This is a genomic window from Ferrovibrio terrae, assembly GCF_943372915.1.
GTDB classification, from domain to species: Bacteria; Pseudomonadota; Alphaproteobacteria; order Ferrovibrionales; family Ferrovibrionaceae; genus Ferrovibrio; species Ferrovibrio terrae_A.
Genome location: NZ_CALSAN010000019.1, coordinates 42,664 through 62,262 on the forward strand (window position 1 = coordinate 42,664; position 19,599 = coordinate 62,262).

Consider the following 19,599-nt stretch of genomic DNA (forward strand, 5'->3'; position numbering starts at 1 on the left):
GTCATTGGACCCCGAATGCGTCGTTTATCGAGGCCTCGGCCTGGTCGAGCATCCGGCGCAGGTAGAACAGGTTTTGATAGGGCAGCAGCCGCCGAACAGCGCGAGACTCGGTCTCGGTCCACTCGCCAGATGCCGCCCCGCCCATCACCTGCGTCATATCCGCAACGGTGCCGGCAGACGGCCCCAACAGCGCACCGATCACGTTACGGCTCGCATAGCGCGAAATCGGCGGCCCGCCTGTCATGGCATGAATGCCAAGCCGACCACGGGACGCTTTCTCGACGATATTGTTCACGTCGTAGAGCCAGCCGGTATAGCCCGCCTTGTCGATACCTTCCGACAGCCAGATAGCCGGATCATCGCTGAGGGTGCGGCCGGCGAGCGTGCCCTGTACGCCATAGGTCAGCATGCCGAGGCCGGTCATCAGCAGCAGGCCATTTAGCGCCGCTGCGTCGCGCTGCTGCAGGCCGGCAATGGCGACGCGCTGCGCCGAGGCAAAGGCGAAGGACTTGAACTGACCGATCAGCTTGCCAAGCTCACTCGACATCCACAGCGGCCGGTCGCCAATTCCGGGCGTGATAATCACCCGGTCGACATCGCGCAGGATGGCGGCACGGAAACTCTCGACCGCCGCCGCGTCCGTCCAGCGCTCGGTATTCGGCAGCACCAGGCCGGAGCGGTTCTCGCCATGCTCGGCAAGCTGCTTGGCGATCATGCCGGCGCGGCCCCGGTCGATACCGGCAGCGGCAAGCCGTTCCGTCACCTTGGCCGCCGCACCGCCGCGCACCACGGCGCGGATATCGTCAATGAATGCCTGGCTGGCGACTGCGCCGGCAAACTGCTTCATCGTCGCATTCCACGGGGCCATCAGCGTCACGACGCCGAAATTGTCGGCCATGGCCTGCACGCCGCGTTCGAATTTGGACAGGCGGCCATAGTCGTCGCCGATGTCGGCCAGATTGAGCGCGCGGCTATCGAGCACCATGTCGAGCGCCGCCGCCGCATGCTGGACCTCGCGGCCGAGCAGCTTGAAGGCAGCCGGGTCGCGCATCAGCGGAGCAAGGCCGGAGCCGAGCACGCGGCCGATGCCATAGACCATGACCGGCCGCCCCATGTCAGGAATAGCGCTCGTGGTCATCATGCCGAGCATGCGGAGGTAATTCCAATCACGCACAAGCCGCGAGGTCCGCACCGCCCAATGGTCGGGGTCGGCCGGAGCCGCATAGGTGCCGCGCAGGCGCTGGATGATGGCCTCGGCATCACGCACGGTATTCGCCGACTGGCGTTCCAGCGCGCGGCGTTCCTTTTCGGACTTGGCCGCGCCGATCAACTGGTTGTAGTCGTCGCGGATACTGCCCATCCAGTCGGCGCCGTCGATGCTGCCGAGCGCGCGCTTGAGCTCGATATCGGGCGACATGGTGCGGCTGTAGTTGCGCGCGATCACCCCGACATCGTTAATCAGAAAATCCTCAATCATCGCATCGGGAATATTGAAGGCGCGCGCCTTCATCGGGCCACGCGCCGCAGGATCGCCAAGCCGGCGATTGATCGGCGCGGCCTCGTAAGGCGCACGGCCGCCAGGCGTCCGCAGGATATGGTCATAGATTTGCGCGGCAACGTCGTCGAGCTCGACCCGCTCGCGCGAGGTATCGGCTTTCAGGATCGCGTCGGGCGTATCCGACTTGCCCGGCCAGCGCGCCACGATGTCATCCATAGCCTTGCCATTGTCGGTCAGCCGCGCGTCGATATCGTCGCGAAGCAGACGCAGGGCGTCGGCGTCATGCGTGATGCCGCTGAGACGGTCCTGCAGCGCCTGCGACCGGGAAGACAGGCGGCGGCCCTGATAGTCGGCCTCGTTCGCGCGGACCTTGAGCGTGCGGCTTTCAATGTCGGCCGCATCGCGCCGGCCGCCCAGGTCGAACCCGCGCTGTACGGCGGTCTTGAGCGCCTTGCCGGCTTCATCGACCCGCGCCGTCAGCTTGCCGAGCGCGCTTTCGCGCCGGGCAATCTTCGCGTCGGTCTGGTCTAGCAGCCGCACGAGGTCGTCACGGTCGGTATCCAGATCGCGCAGGCGGGATTGCAGCGTGGCCTTTTCTGCCTGTTCGCTTTCCAGCCAGTTGCCGACCGTGCGGATGAAATCGGGCTTGCGCGCCTTCATCCGTTCGATGTCATAGACGCGACTGAGATAGCTGGTCGCGGTTTCAACGGCGACATCCTCAGGCAGAAGCCCCTCGCGGATCGCGGCATCTTTCAGCGGGTCGAACACCTTGCGGCGCAGTTCGCGCGCCGCTGCCGCAACCTCGGGGATTTCGTGCGCGTCGCCGCGTCGCATGGCGCGGCCGACCTCTTCCATGAATGCCCGGCGCGGAAGCTGGCCGGCCTCCGGCGAGCGCAACAGGTCGGCCGCCTCACGCAGACGGCGGCTGCCGCCTTCGATGCCGCGATGCTTCAGCCATTGCCGGTCTACCTCGGCCAGCGCCTCGGCAAGCGGAGCCTGGCGCAACTTGACCCTCGTTTCAGCCGAGACCGGCGAAGCGATGCCGAGCGCGTTCTTTTCGTACATGAACGGGGTCTCGGCCACGAGCTGCAGCATCTGCCGCGCCTTGACCGAGCCGGCAGTCGCCAGGCGGAGCATGGGGGATTGGAAGGCCGTCGCCTTTTCGACCCCAAGGGCGGATTTCAGCCGCTCGTGCAGTACGTTCTCGGCGGCGCTGGCGGCCGACAGCGAACCGCCGCCGGGAGCCGGATTGCCGGATTGCGACGGCGGGTCTATACTGGCGTCCGCCGGCCCGCGCTGGCTTTGGTCCGCCGATCTCAAAGTCGGACCAGTCGTATCCCCGGCAGGGCCTTGAACAGCCCGGTCGGGAGACCCAGCCGGGCCGGTGCCTTTCCCATCATTCAGTCGAGCGGACAGCGGGCGGCCATCAGGCTTTTCCTGCACAAAAATGCTGACCGTCCGGCGCTGACCATCCTCGACAAACTTGCGGTCGACATAGACCAGCGTTTCGCCGTCACCGCGCGGCACGATCCACTCGCGGGTTTCGCCGCGCACGCTCGGTTCGTATTCCCGGATCACATTCGGGAAGTTGACGACATCGGCCTCGGTCACCTGCTTGACCGCCGCCTTGTTCGATTTCTCGCCATGCTTCCAGATAAATTTGACCAGGCCCCAGCCGGAGCCAGAGACATCAGCGCCGCCGAGCTCACGGAAGCCGCCGCGCGAAACAATCGTGCCCTCGATATCCTCAGGCTTGATCAGAACGAGCGGATCATCGGACGGACCGTCCGGCCGGTCGCGGACATCACCATAAGCATCACGCAGGGCGGCCCGCTCGGCCGCGATGCTGGCCTCGGCGTCGGCCGCCGAAATCCGCACGCCGTGCGGTTCTACGGCCGGATCAGGCAGACCGACAGCCCGCGGGGCCAGATCGGCCGCGACCTGGCGCTCGGCCAGGCCGACCGCATCGGCCGGGGAAAGGGTCGCATGACCCCGGCCGCGCGCGAAAGCGGCATAGGCCAGTGGCGCGGCTGCGCCAAACACACCCGACAGCATCGCCGAGGCGGCGACCGCCTCAGCGCTTTCCTGCGGCGTGCGGGTCAATTGCGTGGCCTGCAGGGCACCTTCGGACAGTACCCCGGCCGCTGCACCCGCCGCGCCCGTCGAAAGCGCTGAGCGGGCCACAGAAGCGCCTATGCGGCCACTCCGGTAAATCTGGCCGCCGACCGGGATAAAGTTGATCGGGTCAGTCAGGCCGGCGGCCAGCGATGCCGCCATGCCGGCAAGCCCACCCTCGGCCAGCAACCGCTTATCCTCGGCCTCGGCGTCGAGCCGCCGCTTGATACGGGAGACATCCTCGGCCGACTCCGCGTCGACGAAATGCGTCGCATGGGCGAGGTAACGATCTTCCAGCATCGGCAGCGGGTCGAAATCAGGTTCGCCCGCCGCGCCGGCCGGCCGCCGATAGCGGCCCGCCGTGATCAGCGACCCGATGCTGTTATCCTGGCGGAAGCCGGCGGCAAGCAGATCGGCAAACGGGATATCCCGCTCGGGCCGCTCCGGGATCAAGGTCGGTGCGGCCGAGAGCTCGGTACGCGGTGCGGCCGGCAGGGTATCGAACAGCAGGCCATCAGCCGCGAAGGTCGGGCGGGCTGCGGTCTGGTTGGGAGTGTGAAACGGCATTCATCGCCCCTTGCCGGTAAAGTTCCAGTTGCCGCCGTGCTGCAGATCGGCATACAGCGCTTCCATTTGCGCTTCCTCAGCCGCAGTCAGACGTTCGAAATCCCAGGTGAGAATTTTCCGCAGGCGGCCATACATCGCGTCGTTGTTCTCAGCCGAGGTCTGCATCGACTGATCGAACCGCGCGCGGAAGCCGTCAGCGCCGCCGCCTTCGCGCACCAGCTTGCCGAGGCCGGAGAACCAGTCCTTGATTTCACCGGTTCGGATCGGACTGCCGGTCGCGCCGGGCTTATCTGGCGTCGCCTCGGCCGAGAGCGGGTCGCGCTTGAGCGCCCCCTTGGCTTCATCGACCAGGCGGGACCGTGCCGGACTGTTCGACCATTCCGGCCGCCAGCGCAGATAGCCGCCATCCTTGTCGAGCATCGGCCGCCATGCGCCGTCATCGCCGAGCTTGACGATGCGGTAATGCGGCATCGGCCGACCGTCGACGCCGGTCTCATAGGCCGACAGCGCATCGGGTTGCAGCCGCAGCTTGGCCTTTTCGCCAGGCTCAGCACCGACCGATTTGAGGTCAGCGCGCAATTGCTCGCCAATCCATTCAGGGTCTTGTCCGTTGCCATAGATCGCCTCGGGCGCATAGCGCATCCAGCGCTTGCCGCCGCCGTCCGCGTTACTTTCACCCCACACGCGCTGCAGCCGCTTCCATGCGAGTTCCTTGGCGACCTCGGCATTGCCATGCGCCATGAATTCCTGCTCATAGGCGGCATTGAAATCGCCAATCAGCGCATCCTCGGTCGAGCCAGGCAGCGACGAGAAAACACCGCCGGAGGTCTTACCCTTGATCCACTTACGCGAAACCTCGGGCTTTTCCTCTTTAAAGAGCTCGGAACGGATTTTGCGTTCCTGTGGCGTCGCGGCCTGCGCCGCGAGCGCCGCACGCGCGGCCTGCTCAGGCGGTTCACCCAGACGCATGCGCGTCGCCGCCGCATCGGCAAGCGACAACTCGCTATCGCTGAAATCATTGCGGAACGACGGATTGGTCGTGAACAGGCGGTCGAGGAAACCCGAGGTCTCAGCCAGCTTCGCCGGGTCGTTCTGACGCAGATCCACGCGGATGCGGGATTGCACGCTATCAGGCACGACGCCGACCTTGGCGATGTAGTCGAGCTCGCGGTTGCCGCGCGTCAACGGATCGAGGTCAGACCATACCGCCGAGCGGCGCTTGAAATGCGCGTCGACGGCCTTGCGGTCGTCACCCTCTTTCGGATCGAGTTTGCGGCCGCCATCGAGCGCACGGTCGACGCGAACGACATCGCCCTCGCGCTTGGCAAGCTGCTGGCGGAAATGCGTCCGCTCGGTCGGCTTGAGCATGCCCTTGCCATAGGCGTCCTCGATGTCAGCCTCGCGAACGCCGTTGCCGTCGAACCGCAGAGTGAAATCGCTCAGCCAGCGCTGGCGCTGTTCCTCGGTCTTGGTCCGGGTTTCCTGTTCGGCTTCGCGTGCGTCGCGCCGCAGATCGGCGACATGCGCCGTCATCCAATCTGCAGCCTTGTTCCGCAGGTCGGGCTCGACAGCCTCATTCTTGCGGACGGCGGCGATATAGCTTTCGGCGTATTCGAGGCCGCGCCCCTTGGCGCGGTCAAATCCGCCGAGCAGCAATTCGCGCTGACCGCGCTTTTCCATTTCGAGCAGCGCGGCAGCTTTTTGCGGCGCAGTCAGATCGGAGCGCGCATCAAGGGCGGTGCGCGCGTCGAGGTCGCGCGCCGCGGCTTCCGTCTGATTGCCCGAGCGCCAGGCGGCAGCGGACTTATCACTGAACCGGGTGAAGGCCTCAAGCTGTACAGCGTTGGCATTAGCCTCGACATCCTTGCGCTGCGCGAGCGCGATGGTGCGGCCGTTCTCGGAAACAGACTTGTCGATATACAGCGACACGTCATTCATGATTTCCGGCGGCACGCTCGACAGCAGATTTGCCTTGAGCTCGCCGGCTTTGGCGCGGAACGCCGAAACGTCTTTGGAGTTCTCGACCGCCGCACCGGAAATTGCGTCGTCGATATTCAATTGCCGGCGGGTGAAATAGGAGGTCGCAACCGCACGGGTATAAGCGACATCGGCAGCACTGCCGCCCGTGCGCCGCTGGACCTGCCGGCCCTCGGCCGCTGCCGCGAGGCCTTCGGAGATACCTTCACCATGGGCAGTGGTCAGGTCGGCGCGCTCACGGTCGATTGCACCGGACTGGATCAGGTTATCGGCCAGGCGGGCAATGATCGAACTCGCGCCGGCAGTGCTATCCAGTGAGGCCAGCGGTGCCAGCGTGCTACCGGGCCGGCGCGGCAGACCCGATTGCCGATAGGCGAAGGGAAGCCCAGCCATGCTTAGGCCCTCCCGAGCAGGGCGGTCGTGGCCGAGCCGCCGAATTGCAGCAGGCTATCGACCGGGGCCATGGAACGGCGGCGGCGCACGGCGCGGCGGTCAAGCAGCGCCATGCCGGCGGCCTCTTCGGAATTGAGCCGCATGGTCGCGGAACGCTCGCCCGCCTCGCGCTGTGTCGCGTCGGCGATATTGCCTGCCGAGCCGGAACCGGCTTCGATGCCGGCGGCGGCATAGAGCGCCGACTGCGCCGCCAGCGCGCGCCCGAGCTCGCGTTCGGCCTCGACCTCTTCCGTCAGTTCGTCGCGGGCGCGGTAGCTTTCCTCAGCCTTAAGCTGCCCTTCCATCATGGACGCCTGGCGCGACTGTTGAACGCCATTCCAGACCGACGAAACGCCCGACATGCCGAGGCCGATGCCGGTCTTGTTCGCGCCGGCCCAAGTCAGAAATTGCGCCCATGGGCTTGCCGCAGCAGCAACCGGCGCTCCGACTGCCGCCGCAGATGTCGCAGTGCTGGCGGCCGCGCCGGCCAGCACGTCGCCAGCCGCAATCGCGGCTGTGGTTTCAGCGGCGGCGGCAGTGGCCGCGGCACCGCCGACGAGCGACGTTCCCGCTGCACCTGCCGCCGCCGCGCCACCGGCACCGGCTCCAGCCCCCGCCGCAGCACCAGCACCGAGCAGCCCGAAACCGCCCGTAGCAACAGCAAGGATGCCAAGGCCGACAATTGGAATAATCGCTTTAGCACCCATGCTTCACCCCTTAATTTCACGCACGACTGATTGAATGGTGACCGGCTTGCAGTTCGGGCCGGACAATTCGAGGCTGCCATCGGCATCGCCGCCGATTGACCAGCCGAGCAACCGCTGCTCGATATGACCGGAGAACAGCGGGATCGGGTCATTCGTGGTCTTGAGCCTGCGAAAATCGACCGGCTTGCCGTTGATGTAGAGCTCAGCCGTATCGCGAACTTTTATGTTGACGCCGACAACTCGATAGCGGCGGCCTACTATCGTGCCTTCCTCGGTGCGCGCCTCTTCCGGCAGCAGCTTGAGCCGCCAGGTAAACGGCAGGCCGGCATGTACGTTGCTATAGGCCGCCGCCGTGGTGATCGCACCGCCAACAGAGACGACATGCGGGCCGAGGAATTTTCCATCGGCATAGACATGGACAGTCAGACCGGCCAGATGATTGAAGCCCGGCCAGTTCGTTGCCGGCGCTTCACTGGTCACGGTCTTGGAAAAATCAAGTCGAGCAGTGCGGTCGAGGCGCAGCAGCATGAGACGGCCGCCATGGGTTGCAGTCAGATAGACCCGGCCGCCGACAACAGCGACGCGCTTGAACTGCCCGGCCGAGGTGTAAAGCGTCCAGGCCGAAATGTTCTGTTTGCGGCGGGTATTGAATACCGCGAGCGTGCCGTCGCCATTAACCTCGAAAAGATGGTTCGCGCCGGAGGTATCGCTGCCCGGCGCGTAAGCCTGATCTTGTATCGGCGTGCGGATCAGGTTGCCGGCATGCTGCGCGATGTCGACCGGTTCATAGGCTACGTTGTCGACGCTTTCGGAAGACGACCGCACCAGCTCATAAATGGCATTGTCCGCGCCGTCGTCATTGGAGCGCACGAAAACCGGCGAGCCTTCAACTTCGGCCGGCGCGATCATCGCGGACGGAAGGTCGGTTTGACGGGTCGGCGCGAAATCCTTGGGCGTGACCGGAACCGCAGTCACGGAGTATTCTCCGGCCGAGGTCATCGCCCAGAGCGCGCCGCCGATGCTTCGCATCCTGCGGATGACAGGATTGTTTTCGGACAGCGTGGCCTCGACCGCCTCGTCATCGTGCGCGTCAGTCGTGCTCTTGAAGTCGAATGCCTTTTCGACGAACGAGCCCCAGATCGTGCTCGGGCGCGACAGAGAGCCGCCGAGATAGGTTCGACCATCATGCAACGCCACAGCACCAGCCCAGCCGCGCCGGTCGGACCAAACGTCCTCGGCTTTGGTTGTGCTCGTGCTGCGGTCAATCGACCAGAAATACGGATCGAGCACCAGAGCAACAAAAACGACGCTGATATTCAGCGTTGCATGGCGAGCATCGGCGACGGCCGTTACGGTCGCCTGGCCGGTATCCGCCCGAACCGTCGCGCCAACGTCATTGGCTTCGAACCAGTCGACATTTGTCGAAACGGCAACCGACCCGCCACTGAGGGCAGCCAAGGTCAGCGTCATATTCGGGAAGCTGCGGGCATATTCGAATTTTGGGATATTCTCGAAAGGCGCGTTCTCAATAACCCACGCATCATGGCGGCCACGGCGCATGACGCGGCGGGTTCGCACCTGCTTATGCGTGACAATCATGGTGTCGAGGGACTGCGCGTAGTCGATGTCGCCAACGAGCGCGGCCGTCCAAGGCGTCACGAGCTCCGCAACGCGTACATCGTTGTGATAAACCCACAGCTTGCCGTCGACGAAAACATGCAGATAGCTTTGCGTCGAGCCGGCAGTCGGATCGAACACAAATTCCTTGATGCGGTGCATATCCGCCGCAACGCCAAGGTCGGCCACAAAGACCAGACCGGGGCGCAGCGCCACGCCGCCGAGTGGCAGGCTTTGCAGGTTCTCGATTTTCTGCGCGGCCTTGTAATAGATTTCCAGATCGGAACGCGGCCACAGATCGGGGTCAAGCTGACCCCGAGAGAACACATTAGATGCGAGCCGCGTGGTGCTCACGAGCGTACCGCGATCAGATCGCCGACGCCTTCAAGGGCCTGCGGCGTGCTGGACTGTGCGTCAATCAGGCGTGCGCCTGAGAGCTCGTTCTTAAGAACAGTGCTGAGAGCCGCGCGGCGCGCGTCATTCTCGGTCAGCGGAATGCAAAGCCTGGCTGCGACGCCGATAACCATGGTCTGTTCGAAATAGGACGGCCACAGGCTTTCATCGACGCGTTCGATAAAGGTAATCGTATCCGGCTCTATCGCGCTCGCGCGGATCACGATATGGCGCGGCTTCCGCAGGCGGTACGGAACCTTAATTCTGTTATCCTCGCCAGCCGTCAAGGTGACGACGCGCAGGCAGGCGTTCGGGATCGCGAAGCGTTTCGGAGCCCCCTCAGAGGTCGGCACCGGAACCGGGTCCTCATCGACCGTCGCGAACGACCATGTATAGGAAGAGAGAAGCGCGTCGCGGACCATCGGATAGATGGTCCGCGCGGCTTCAGCCGTGGGCGAGTCCTCACCCCACGCCGTGATCGTCCCGACGCCGAGTTCGATCAGCGATGCATTGAGGATACCCAGCGGCCCGAGCATGGCTTAGCCAGCCTTTTTCGGATGGCCGGAAATCCAAGACACGGTGCGCGTCTTGAAGCGCTGACCCGGCTGGGCATCGGCCTCGGCCTTCTCGGCCGCAGCTTTCAGCGCTGCGTCATCGTCGGCTTTCTTATCGGTCTGTTTGGTCATGTTGCCTCGCAGGCTAGAGGGAAAGGACCAGGGCGCGGGGTCGCCGCGCCCTGGCAATACGACCGAGGGTTAGTCGGTATCGGTGCCGCCCATGGCGGTCATGTCGCCGACATCGACGACGCCGCCCGTGTTCGACAGCACGACGAACTCGCCATAGGCGGGCGTGCCGCCGATGCCGACATTGGCGGTGATGCGGTCGCCGACATTCACCATGCTGGCGACCAGATTGAAGTAGCCCGTCGTATCGACGGTGGCGGCAGTGTCGGGCGTGGCGTAATGCCAGTGGGTATACCCATTGGCATACGACAGCGCCGCGAAGTTCTTAGTGTTAAGCGCCATGATGCAGGCTCCTAGTTAGGTTTCGGGATGGGAGAACCGCGAGGCGATTACGCCTCGTGGCAGCGCATCGTCACGACGCCGGTCGGGTCGATAAGAACCGCCTGCTGCGACATCATGTTGTTGACGAAATGCGCCGCACGATCGCCGTGCCAGGTGATGTCGCTTTTGACATCCTGACCGGAGGCATGGCCGACAGCGGTCTTGTGATACCAGTGGCAGAACCGCTTGCTGCTGGTCAGCGTCAGGCCGCTATGGGCCATCCACAGCGTACCGAGCCAGCGCTTGGCCTGCGCGCCCTTCCACGGCAGATCAGCGTCGCCGACATAATCGGCATCCGAGAACTCGGGGATGTCGAGCAGTTGCGACCACTGGCGCCAGCCGACCACGGCATAACGCTGACCGTCGTCGGGCACGTCGGCATTGCCGAGCGCTTCGAAGGCGGCCAGAATTTTCGCCTTGGTCAGACCATCGGCGTCGGTCAGGGCGAAATTGGTATTCACGTCGAGCGCCTTGATGATGAGCTCGTCGGTCTTGCGGCCGAGCGCATACGCCCCGGCATTGACCACGACATCGCGCTCGCTGTGGCCGACCTTGAGTTCGTCGAGCGCGTCGACCCATTCGCCAGCATAGTAGTCGGCGAGAATGCATTCGACCGAACCGTGGTCGACATTCATCACCGGAACCTTGCCGTGACGGGCCTTGGTGCTCGCGGTGCCCTTGCCGACCTTCTGGAAGGTGGTCGACGAGCCCTTGACGCTGGTCTTGCTGCGAACAGTCGAACGCAGCTTCGCGCCCTGGCGCTGATAGGCGACATGCACGTCGTGTTCGAACTGCTTGACGAAGGAATTTTCAATCGTCGGGTTCATGGGTTGTCTCTCTCGTTTGATGACACAGTGGGTTGCTTGCGCCCGTTTCGCGCTACGGGCAGCGGGCAACTACTGCCGGGGTCTTGCCGAGAGAGGCCCGGAGGCGCGGCCAGCCCAGATGGGCTGCCGCGCAGCGGGTCGATAACGCTCGACCTGGCGGGCTAAATGCGGAAAGCGTCGGTCCCGGCCACGGGAGGGCGACGCCCGCTGCGGTCAACCGGGGTACAGGGCCTTGTAGCCCGCCTCGACCTTCCGCCGAACTTCGATGTCACCATTCAGGTATTCAGGGCTTTCCTGCAGCTTGTGCAGATCCTCAAGTGTCAGCGAGACACCGCCGCCGCCGCCACCGCCGCCGCCCTTCATCAGGTCGCGCATCTTCATCAGAATTTTCGTTCCTGTGTAGCTCGACCGCATCGCCTGCAGTTCGGAGACTGTCTCGGGATCGGTGCCGAACGTGGCTGCAGCCCAGCTATTGAGCTCGCCGAGCACGGTGCCGGCATTGCCGCCAATCTCTTTCAGCAGCTTCGCGCCATCAGCCTTGATCGCTTCAATATCGGCCTGGCGTTCCTCGTTCTGCTTGGCCGAGAAATCGTCGCGGCCGAGCTCGCCCTTGACGAAGGTTTCGAACAGCGCGTCGATTGTTTTCTGCGGGATCATTGCCCCGCCCTTGATCGCCTCGCCAAGCGCCTGCGCCAACGGGTGCTGCAGATCGACCTCGAATTTCCCTTCGAACTCTTTCGGAACCGTCAGAACCAACTCTTTGGCGGCATCGCCGGCCAGGCCGAGTTTCTGCCGCAGGTCGATGGCACGCTTGAGCGCGGCTGCGTGATTGACGCCACCCTTGCCGTCATTCGCCTTCGCATCCCAGAGCTCCGGCGGAACCTCGATTTCGGCACCGTCCGGCATCTTGAACATATGCTTGCCGCCGGCAGTGTCGGCCGCCTTATCGGCCGCTGCCTTGTCGGCCGCAATCTTGGCATCGCCAGTCTGATCGGCGGCAGTGTCATCCGCGCCGCCCTGATTACCGGGCGGGGTGAAATCCATAAGGGCGGCCGTGTCCACGGTCGCGGCGCTATCACCAGCAGAATTATCGGCAGGAGTCGTCATGGTCATTCCTCGGGGGATGGAGGTTGAGTGGAACCGCTACGCACGAGATTTTCGATGTAACGAAAGTTGCGACGCTGGCCTTCCAGATCGCGCAATTCAGCCTCTGTCGCGCTGGCCGGCAACTGGTGATCAACCGTCCGGGCACGCAGATGCTCGAACAGGACCGAGCCGGGATGCGACTTGAAAAGCTGCACGGCGATGCGGGCGAGCTCAGCATGATCAGCCATCAGCCGCCCCCAACCGCAGACGAGACGAGCTCAGCCGCAGCGGCTTCGCCGATTACCTTGCCGGCGGCATTCGCCGCAGGCGCAGCCACCGCGCCAGCAAGTTCCTCGACAGGCGACGGGCCGGCCGGCTTTTGCTGTTTGGCCGAGACGATCAGTTCTCCGGGCATGCCGCCCCAATCCAGATACCAGCGGATCAGGTCGGGAACCTTGACGATTTCCGCGACCAAATCCTCAGCGATAGCGCGCGCATTCACAAAGGTCCGCAGGATTTGCTCGGCCTTGTGCTGGTTCCGCAGCCGCACCAGCGGCGATATCGGCCAGATGGTCGGTTGATCCTCGCGCGGAACATGGAACCGGCCGCCGGCATTGTAGGGATGGCCGAGCGTGTAGAGGATCGCTGCGACAAGCGGCTCGTAGAGCTCGGCATAGACCTGCAGCGTTTTCGGCATGTCGATGCGCTGGTGCCGCCGTTCGTCGGTCGCGACCTCTTCCGCCGTGCGGCGCGACGACCGGGCCGCCTCGGGCGGCAGCGGCCCGGCAATCCCTAAGTCGATTTGCGCGCGCTGATCGCCAAGGATGATGGTCGAAAGGTTGAAATCAGCGGCGGGCTTGAGCGGGGTCAGGCCGGTCGAACCGAGCGCCTTGGGAATGATCGCGCCAGGCACAAGCCGGACGTTAGCCGGATTGAGCACGCCATCATCGTCGGCCTGCCAGATGCCGGTGACGGCGATGGCGGCGTTTTTCAGCGTGAGTTCGACGACCTTGTTTGCGGTCTGCGCGGCCGGCTGCACGCGCATGCCCGAGCCGAAACCGAAGGCCGAGCCGAGCGCCTTGCCCATGCGGAAGGCGATCCGCAGGTTGACGGGGTGCCGCTCGATGAGCAGAGGAGCGACATCGCTTTCAGCTTTCGCGGTGACGCGGTGTTCCCATTCACGCGTCGCATGGTCATAAACCATGCCGTCAATGACCTCGACCTTAGTATATGGCTCGCTCTTAAGCTGCTCGGCCCATTTGTGGGGCAGCGTGGCATTGCGCCAGATTTCCTTGATCTCGCACAGCATGACCTCGCGGTCGCGCCAGGTCGACTGCAACGTGCCATCGACGCCCTGTTCGAAACAGAGCTGCGCCAGCGGCACGGCCTCGAAGCGGAGCGGCTTGGCATGCGACAAACCGGGATGCACCTCGATACAGCCGGTCGATACGACAACCTCTTCAAGCGCCGTCTTGATTTCAGGATGGAAGTTCGAAGCCTCGACCGCGCCATGGAATTTCTCGCGGTACTCTTTCGCCTTGGGCTCATCCGGCGCAGTCGTCGCGCCCGAGGCTGCAAAGCCCGGAGACAGCGTGGCGCTGAAATCCGCCCACTCTTCGAACATGGGAAATAGCTGGTCGTGCAGATCGCCGGAGCGCCGCTCGACCGCTTCGCTGCCGGTCGTGTCGAACACGTCAGCCAGCGACGGCAGCGCGCCTTTTACCCAAGCACCCGCATGCGCCGGCAACAGCAGCTTGTAAGCATCCTGCAGCCGGCCTTTCCAGCGGTCGGCATCGCCACGCGCGGTTTTGTAGCGCTCCATGGAACGCTTACCAAAAACCTCGCTCGTGTCGGTCTTGCCCGCTGAGACGGCCATGATTACCCGATGGTCTTGCCGCCGCCGCCGGAAGGATCGAACCGCATGGCGGCCAGATCGCCGGAACGGACGCCGGCCTCATCGGCGTATCGGAAGGCGCTCGCGCCGCCGCGACGCGCTTTACGCGCTCGCACGGACGCGTCATTCGCGGCCTTCTGTTTTTCTTTCTCGACCCTCAATTCCTCGGCCTGGCGATCCGCCGCAGAGGTATCAGGCGCTTTTGGCTTGCCGCCCATGCTTTGCCCCTTCGCCGCATTCGATGCGTTGAAGTTCGCTGTATAGCTGATAGGGCGAAATCGGACCGGGACGCATTCTCGGCAGACCAAGCAGCCGCGTGATGAAACCGACGCAGGTGTAAAAGCCGACGCGGGGATTTCCGTCCGGCGCGCGCCGCGCGACGACCGCCAGGCGCAACAGACCGCAGTCGGCCGAGAACTGCAGGTCAGCGAGATACCCATGCCCCCGCAGCCGCTCGACCCGCAGCCCATCGGAACGCGGGTCGAGAATGGTCAGGCCATCGCGGTCGGGGATCACCGCGAAGCAATGCCGGAAACCGGGCCGCAGGAACCGCCGGAGGAACGCATAGAGCAGTTTCGCGCGCAGCGGATCACCGGGCGCGGCGGGATGATTGTCGCAAAACACGACGAGGATTTTTTCAGAGCTTGAAGTCATGGGGCGCTATGATCGGTGAATTCCGCACGGCGTGCGGATTTTGCAGGGAGCCGCGCAGTTCAGCCAGATCGGCCGGCAGCACGGCGGCATATTGGTCGGCGTCGGCGACGTGGCTGGCCGCGTTCTTTTTCGGCTTGCCCTGATCATCGGCGACATACTTGCCGCTATAGGCCGCGATCAGTGGGCGGCAGTGCTCGGGGTCGAGCAGGTAGCCCGGACGGTCGTCGAGCGTGCTCCGCATCGGCAGGCGCACCGCCTCAAGCCGGATGTCGAGCTCGTTCCGGCATTTCGACGGGTAGAGCGAATACCCGAGCTCGGCCGCGACTTTCTGTATCCAGGCCTGTTCGCCGGGCTCCGGGTTTTTCTTGTCGCCACCATAGGCCGCGGTGGGGTCGGCCGCCGCCTTAATCAGAGTGCGAGGCCAGCCGGGGAAGCGCACCGCGAACGCCTGCTTGACCAATCCAGCGAACCGCACCGGCCCGCAGAACTCACCCTGTGGCGTGCCAAAGGCGAGCAAGCCGCGATGCTGGCCGTCCGGCATCACCTGCCGCACGGAAAGCGCAGGCGTGCCCCCAGCGTCAAAGCCGAGGTATAGCGGCATGCCTGGCTGCGGCATCAGGATTTCGGATGCCACCATGAAGTTCGCGCGGAACTCTCGGAAGATCGCAGCGCCTTCCGGGCTGTTGCCGAATTCAGCGTCGACAAAGCGCCGGATTTTATCGGGCTCGTTGACCCACATCCGCACGCGGCCCTCGTAGTAGGACAGCGGCGAACGCTGACGGTTCTCGGCATAGGGCGACCGGCCGCCGGGCTGGCGATAAAGCTTGTAACCGGGCACCGGGTTTTCAACGAACTGCTCGTGTATCCAGTGCGAGACCGATGGCGGATTGAATGCGCCGATGACGGCGCCAGCCGCCGGCTTGCTATCGCCATTCGGCAAGGTCGGCCGATGATGCGGGGCGGGATACCGGCCGGCCTCGACGCGCGCGGCGGCCTGCGAAATCGCGTCGGGCTGCTGCTGATCGGCCTCATCGAACAGCACGAGGTTGCCTTCCCAACCCTTGAACACAGACTCCGGCGTCGCGGCGGCCGGGCCGACCGCGCGGAATTCAACGATGATGTCGACCTTGCCGAGCTTGCGCCAAACGCCAGCGCCATCAACGAGCGCCAAATCCATTCGCATGTGATGGGTTGGCGGAGGCCCATTCGACCAGTCGGAGCCGGGCAGGTTTTTCGGCACCCATTGCTCGTAGGACGGAATGGTTATCAGCTTGAGGTTCGGATAGGTGTCGCGGACCACCATCACTTTCATGTACCGCACGCCGTCGATGGGCGATGGCTCGATGCGGAAGGCGAACAGCAGCATGCGCTGGAACAGGCCGATGGTTTTGCCGGAGCCGTAAGGCCCCATGATGAAGCAGACCAGCGACGTGGTGTCGTAGAGGAAGTTTCGCAGCACGGCCCCGGCCGGCCGCATCGGAATGCCGATGGTGCTCATGCCAGCCCCCGCCCCCCGGTGGAAAAATCTCCCAAAGTCGCGCGGGTCTGTTTTTCCGAAACCGGAAAATTACTCGCGGGCTGGACCTCCATCACAGGTGGGCAGGTGTGGGGGGGTGCCTCGGCGTCACGGATCGCGACCGGCCGACGATTGCCGCGCGAGGCCGGCCGCCGTGCGCCAGGCATGCCGAGTCCTGCGGTTATTCGAACCGCTGCATATGTCATAGTTTTTCCCCGTTCTCTGCGGTTTTCGGCAAGGCGTCCAACTCGGCCGCGTCCAACTGGCGCGGCTCGCCCGAAAATTCCTCAAGGATTTCAATATCTTCCACCGAGGCTTGATCCGGCCCTTGGTAGAGCACCAGCGAGGCTCGGTTGTCCTCGACCTCGACCACCTGCGGCAGCTTCTGTTCCATGTACGGCAGCGAGGCGATGTCGCAGCGCCGCTGGAGCTCGAAGGCCTCGACAACCGATATGCCGAGCTCGTCAGCCAGGCGCGTCGTGTTCGCCGTGGCGGTCTGCTGCAGGCGTTCCAGCGGCGAGCCGTAGCGGCCCTTGAGATAGGCGACATTCTCGTAGGTCTTGCGGTTCTTCGCGCCAGCCGGCCGGCCAGCGCGGCGCGGCGCATCGTCCGGCGCGCTCAGATCGGCCGCGCTCGCGCCGCCGATGACGCCTAGCAGCGACATTTGCTGCGGCTGCTGATCCGCGCGCGGCGGCGCGGCCTGCTCGACATAGGTTTTGAGGCCATCGCGGTCGGTCATGGCGAATAAAACCCCCATATTTTATTGCTGGCGGCCGGGCCGTTGCAGGCTAAGCGCTTGGTTCTGCTCGCATTTATGACCAGTGCAACGGCGCTATCCGGCGCGTTGCACTTTTTGTTGCAGCTTAAACCATTGTAACTATTAGGATATTTACCTACTGCAACACTGCAACGGGATAAACCCTGTCTTTCACGCAGGCGCACGCGCGCCCGCACGCCCGCACATGCGAGCACCTGCCGAACTGGCGTTGCAGCGTTGCAACCACGGCTAAGGCTTTGGGTTGTATTGATAATCGCTGCAACGACGGCCGCAACAGAGGTGTAACGGCCACCGACCGAGCGTTGCAGGATAGGCATAGCCACCCCCCCAACCCGCGCGTTCATTCTGCCCTCTTCCCGAGGGTCGGGGTTTGGACGCAGAGCGAGACCGGGATCAGCGTGGCGCGGCTGCCGGCACCATCGAACCGCATGCTGCCGGTCGTCTGGTGCCCGTCAACGCGCTGCAGCGACCGCGCCCATGCGCCCGACTGGCCCGCTGGCGTCGCCCAGGGCGAGCCGGAGAAGTCGAACAGCGTGCCAAGCATCGTGTGACGGTTCGCCACTGCCAGCCACCACGTCTCGCCAGGCACCGCGCCCTTGTCGATCACCTTGAGCCCGAACGTGCCGAGCACCTTGTTGCAGGCGAGCAGCTTCTCGGTATCCGGCTGCGCTTTCCCATCGAACGCGCTGTCGACCCAGCCGGCGACGGTGCGCCGGTCGCTGCCGCGCCCCAGATCAATCAGCGAGGTCAGGAGATGCGACAGGCAGTTCTCGCCGTCGCCGCCTTCCTCGTCGTCGACAAAGGCCAGATCGGCGCGGCTGAAACCCCGCAGCGCCTCGCGCCAGGCATCGTCGCCGGCCGGCGCTTCGCCATTCAGCATGAAGTCAGCCGCCGCGAGCAACGTGCCGTACTGCGACGCGCTGCGCGAGGTATGGCCGGCGAGCCGGCGCATGGCCCCCTTGAACGACGCGATGCGGTCGAGGAAATCCGGCCAGCCATCCAGCAGCCGGCGGCGCATGGCCCCGCCGATGGCCGCCAGCCGGTCGGGATCAATCACCGGCTCGGTCGCGTCCTGCGCCAGCTTGTCGAGGTCCAGCACGGCAATGCGGCTGCGGTCCTGCGGCGTGAGTGGCGGCACGATGATCGACGAGAACGCAAAGCAAGACCGCGCGACGAACTCGACCGCCTCGTGATCGCCGCCGCCGCGCCACAGCCGGCCGCCGCTGGCCGCCAGGCGAGCGAACTGCACGAGCGCGTTGATTTTCGAGTTGTCGGCGCTGCCCTCGTTTTCATCCAGCAGCACCGACAGGGTATCGAGCCCGAGCACCTGCCGCACGCCGGCCGAGGTGGCGTCGCTGGCGCGCAGGATGCCGCCCTTGCCGAATATGGCGTCGATGCATTCCTGCAGCGTGCTCTTGCCGCTGCCGAACGGCGCTGTAACCCAGATCATCGGACGCCATTCCAGCGCGCCGCCGATCAGGCCGCAGATGATCCAGCCGAGCAGCAGGCGGGCCGAGTGCGGATGCCGGCCTGCCTTCCTGTCCTCATCCGACTGCCGCCACGACCATTGACCGAACAGCGACATGACCTCGCCGACGCCCTCAGCGAGAGCCTTGTCGTCATCAGCGGGTCGGGGCAGCGGCGAACTGCCCGGATAGACATACCAGCCGATCAACCCCGGATCATGCGCCAGCGTTTCCGGCGCATCGGTGCGCCGCACGAGCACCTGATCGCCCAGATGCATCACGAGCTCGTTGCCGTCGCCGCGCCAGGCACCGCGCCCGCGAAGCCGCGCGCGGGCTTCCCACGCGGGCATCTGGGCGCAGTTGTTCATCAGATCCTCGGCAAAGAGCTCGGCATGCCAGCCGGTCTTGTCGCCATCCTTGTTGTAGCGAGGATACTTGTCCCACAGCCAATTGGTTTTCGGCGCGACCAGCGCCTGCAGGTTCAGCCTGTTGTGATCGCGCGCCTTGAGGTGGCGATACTGGCGCTGCGCATCGACGTAGAAAAACACGTCGCCATTCTTGCCCAGCGGGATCACCGGGCAATCGGCCGGCAGACCACCATCCATGGTGCCATCGGCCATGCGCCGCGCGGCGACGGCATCAATCGGCGGCGCATAGACTGGCGTTGCACCATCCAGCGCTGCGGCGCCAGCGGCGACCGGATCGCCCGGCGCACCATCCACCACAGACTCGCCCATCGGGATATCACGAGGGCGACGAGGCTTCTTTTTCCTCGCCGGCTTTTCGCCCAGCTTATCGAGTTTGTCCGCGATGACCTTGACCAGCGCGTCGCCGAACGTGATGCCGCGCCGCGCCTGCCATTCCATGAATTCGAACGGGTCTTTCGGCGGCGGATCATCTGCCGGCGGCGCGGGTTGGGGCGCAGGCGGCACCGCGCCTAGCGGTGCGGCGGCATCGAGAGCGGCGGCAGCGACCGCCGCTTGGTCTTGTGGAACAGAACTCACGCAT

Annotated in this window: 16 protein-coding genes; all 16 read right to left on the reverse strand. The window is 64.7% G+C overall.

Going from position 1 to position 19,599, the window contains the following annotated elements:
- Window position 1: 1 nt before the first annotated feature.
- The 16 genes from AAG821_RS14075 to AAG821_RS14150 all read right to left on the reverse strand — a co-directional run bounded on the left by AAG821_RS14075 (window position 2) and on the right by AAG821_RS14150 (window position 19,595).
- The gene (locus AAG821_RS14075) at window positions 2-4,180 is read right to left on the reverse strand and encodes a hypothetical protein (protein ID WP_341914537.1); all 4,179 of its coding nucleotides are present in this window, start codon (window positions 4,178-4,180) and stop codon (window positions 2-4) included.
- A complete protein-coding gene (locus AAG821_RS14080; protein WP_341914539.1) occupies window positions 4,181-6,550 on the reverse strand; it encodes a hypothetical protein in 2,370 nt (789 codons plus the stop codon). It abuts the gene before it with no gap.
- 2 nt (window positions 6,551-6,552) lie between these two features.
- Window positions 6,553-7,296, reverse strand: coding sequence for a hypothetical protein (locus tag AAG821_RS14085; RefSeq protein ID WP_341914541.1), 744 nt, complete (start codon window positions 7,294-7,296; stop codon window positions 6,553-6,555).
- Window positions 7,297-7,299: 3 nt separating this feature from the next.
- Window positions 7,300-9,267, reverse strand: a complete 1,968-nt coding sequence (locus AAG821_RS14090; RefSeq protein WP_341914543.1) for a hypothetical protein — start codon at window positions 9,265-9,267, stop codon at window positions 7,300-7,302.
- Window positions 9,264-9,842, reverse strand: coding sequence for a hypothetical protein (locus tag AAG821_RS14095; RefSeq protein WP_341914545.1), 579 nt, complete (start codon window positions 9,840-9,842; stop codon window positions 9,264-9,266). The genes AAG821_RS14090 and AAG821_RS14095 overlap by 4 nt, the downstream gene beginning before the upstream one ends.
- Before the next feature lie 3 nt (window positions 9,843-9,845).
- On the reverse strand, window positions 9,846-9,992 hold the full coding sequence (locus AAG821_RS14100; protein ID WP_341914547.1) for a hypothetical protein: 147 nt from the start codon (window positions 9,990-9,992) through the stop codon (window positions 9,846-9,848).
- 69 nt (window positions 9,993-10,061) lie between these two features.
- A complete protein-coding gene (locus AAG821_RS14105; RefSeq protein WP_341914548.1) occupies window positions 10,062-10,331 on the reverse strand; it encodes a hypothetical protein in 270 nt (89 codons plus the stop codon).
- Between the two features lie 47 nt (window positions 10,332-10,378).
- Window positions 10,379-11,197, reverse strand: a complete 819-nt coding sequence (locus tag AAG821_RS14110; RefSeq protein WP_341914550.1) for a phage capsid protein — start codon at window positions 11,195-11,197, stop codon at window positions 10,379-10,381.
- Window positions 11,198-11,410: 213 nt separating this feature from the next.
- Window positions 11,411-12,304 (reverse strand): hypothetical protein, encoded by an 894-nt coding sequence (locus tag AAG821_RS14115; RefSeq protein ID WP_341914552.1) that lies wholly within the window; start codon window positions 12,302-12,304, stop codon window positions 11,411-11,413.
- A gap of 2 nt (window positions 12,305-12,306) precedes the next feature.
- Window positions 12,307-12,531: a hypothetical protein gene (locus AAG821_RS14120; protein ID WP_341914555.1), complete on the reverse strand. Its 225-nt coding sequence runs from the start codon at window positions 12,529-12,531 to the stop codon at window positions 12,307-12,309.
- Window positions 12,531-14,159, reverse strand: coding sequence for a portal protein (locus AAG821_RS14125; RefSeq protein WP_341914557.1), 1,629 nt, complete (start codon window positions 14,157-14,159; stop codon window positions 12,531-12,533). Before AAG821_RS14125 ends, AAG821_RS14120 begins: the two co-directional genes overlap by 1 nt.
- 2 nt (window positions 14,160-14,161) lie before the next feature.
- Window positions 14,162-14,395, reverse strand: a complete 234-nt coding sequence (locus AAG821_RS14130; protein ID WP_341914559.1) for a hypothetical protein — start codon at window positions 14,393-14,395, stop codon at window positions 14,162-14,164.
- A complete protein-coding gene (locus tag AAG821_RS14135) occupies window positions 14,370-14,831 on the reverse strand; it encodes a hypothetical protein (protein ID WP_341914560.1) in 462 nt (153 codons plus the stop codon). The genes AAG821_RS14130 and AAG821_RS14135 overlap by 26 nt, the downstream gene beginning before the upstream one ends.
- Window positions 14,815-16,329 carry a hypothetical protein gene (locus AAG821_RS14140; RefSeq protein WP_341914562.1) on the reverse strand — a complete coding sequence of 505 codons (1,515 nt, stop codon included), beginning with the start codon at window positions 16,327-16,329 and terminating at the stop codon, window positions 14,815-14,817. The genes AAG821_RS14135 and AAG821_RS14140 overlap by 17 nt, the downstream gene beginning before the upstream one ends.
- 220 nt (window positions 16,330-16,549) lie before the next feature.
- Window positions 16,550-17,086: a hypothetical protein gene (locus AAG821_RS14145; RefSeq protein ID WP_341914564.1), complete on the reverse strand. Its 537-nt coding sequence runs from the start codon at window positions 17,084-17,086 to the stop codon at window positions 16,550-16,552.
- Window positions 17,087-17,465: 379 nt separating this feature from the next.
- The gene (locus AAG821_RS14150) at window positions 17,466-19,595 is read right to left on the reverse strand and encodes a hypothetical protein (RefSeq protein WP_341914566.1); all 2,130 of its coding nucleotides are present in this window, start codon (window positions 19,593-19,595) and stop codon (window positions 17,466-17,468) included.
- Between the last annotated feature and the right edge of the window lie 4 nt (window positions 19,596-19,599).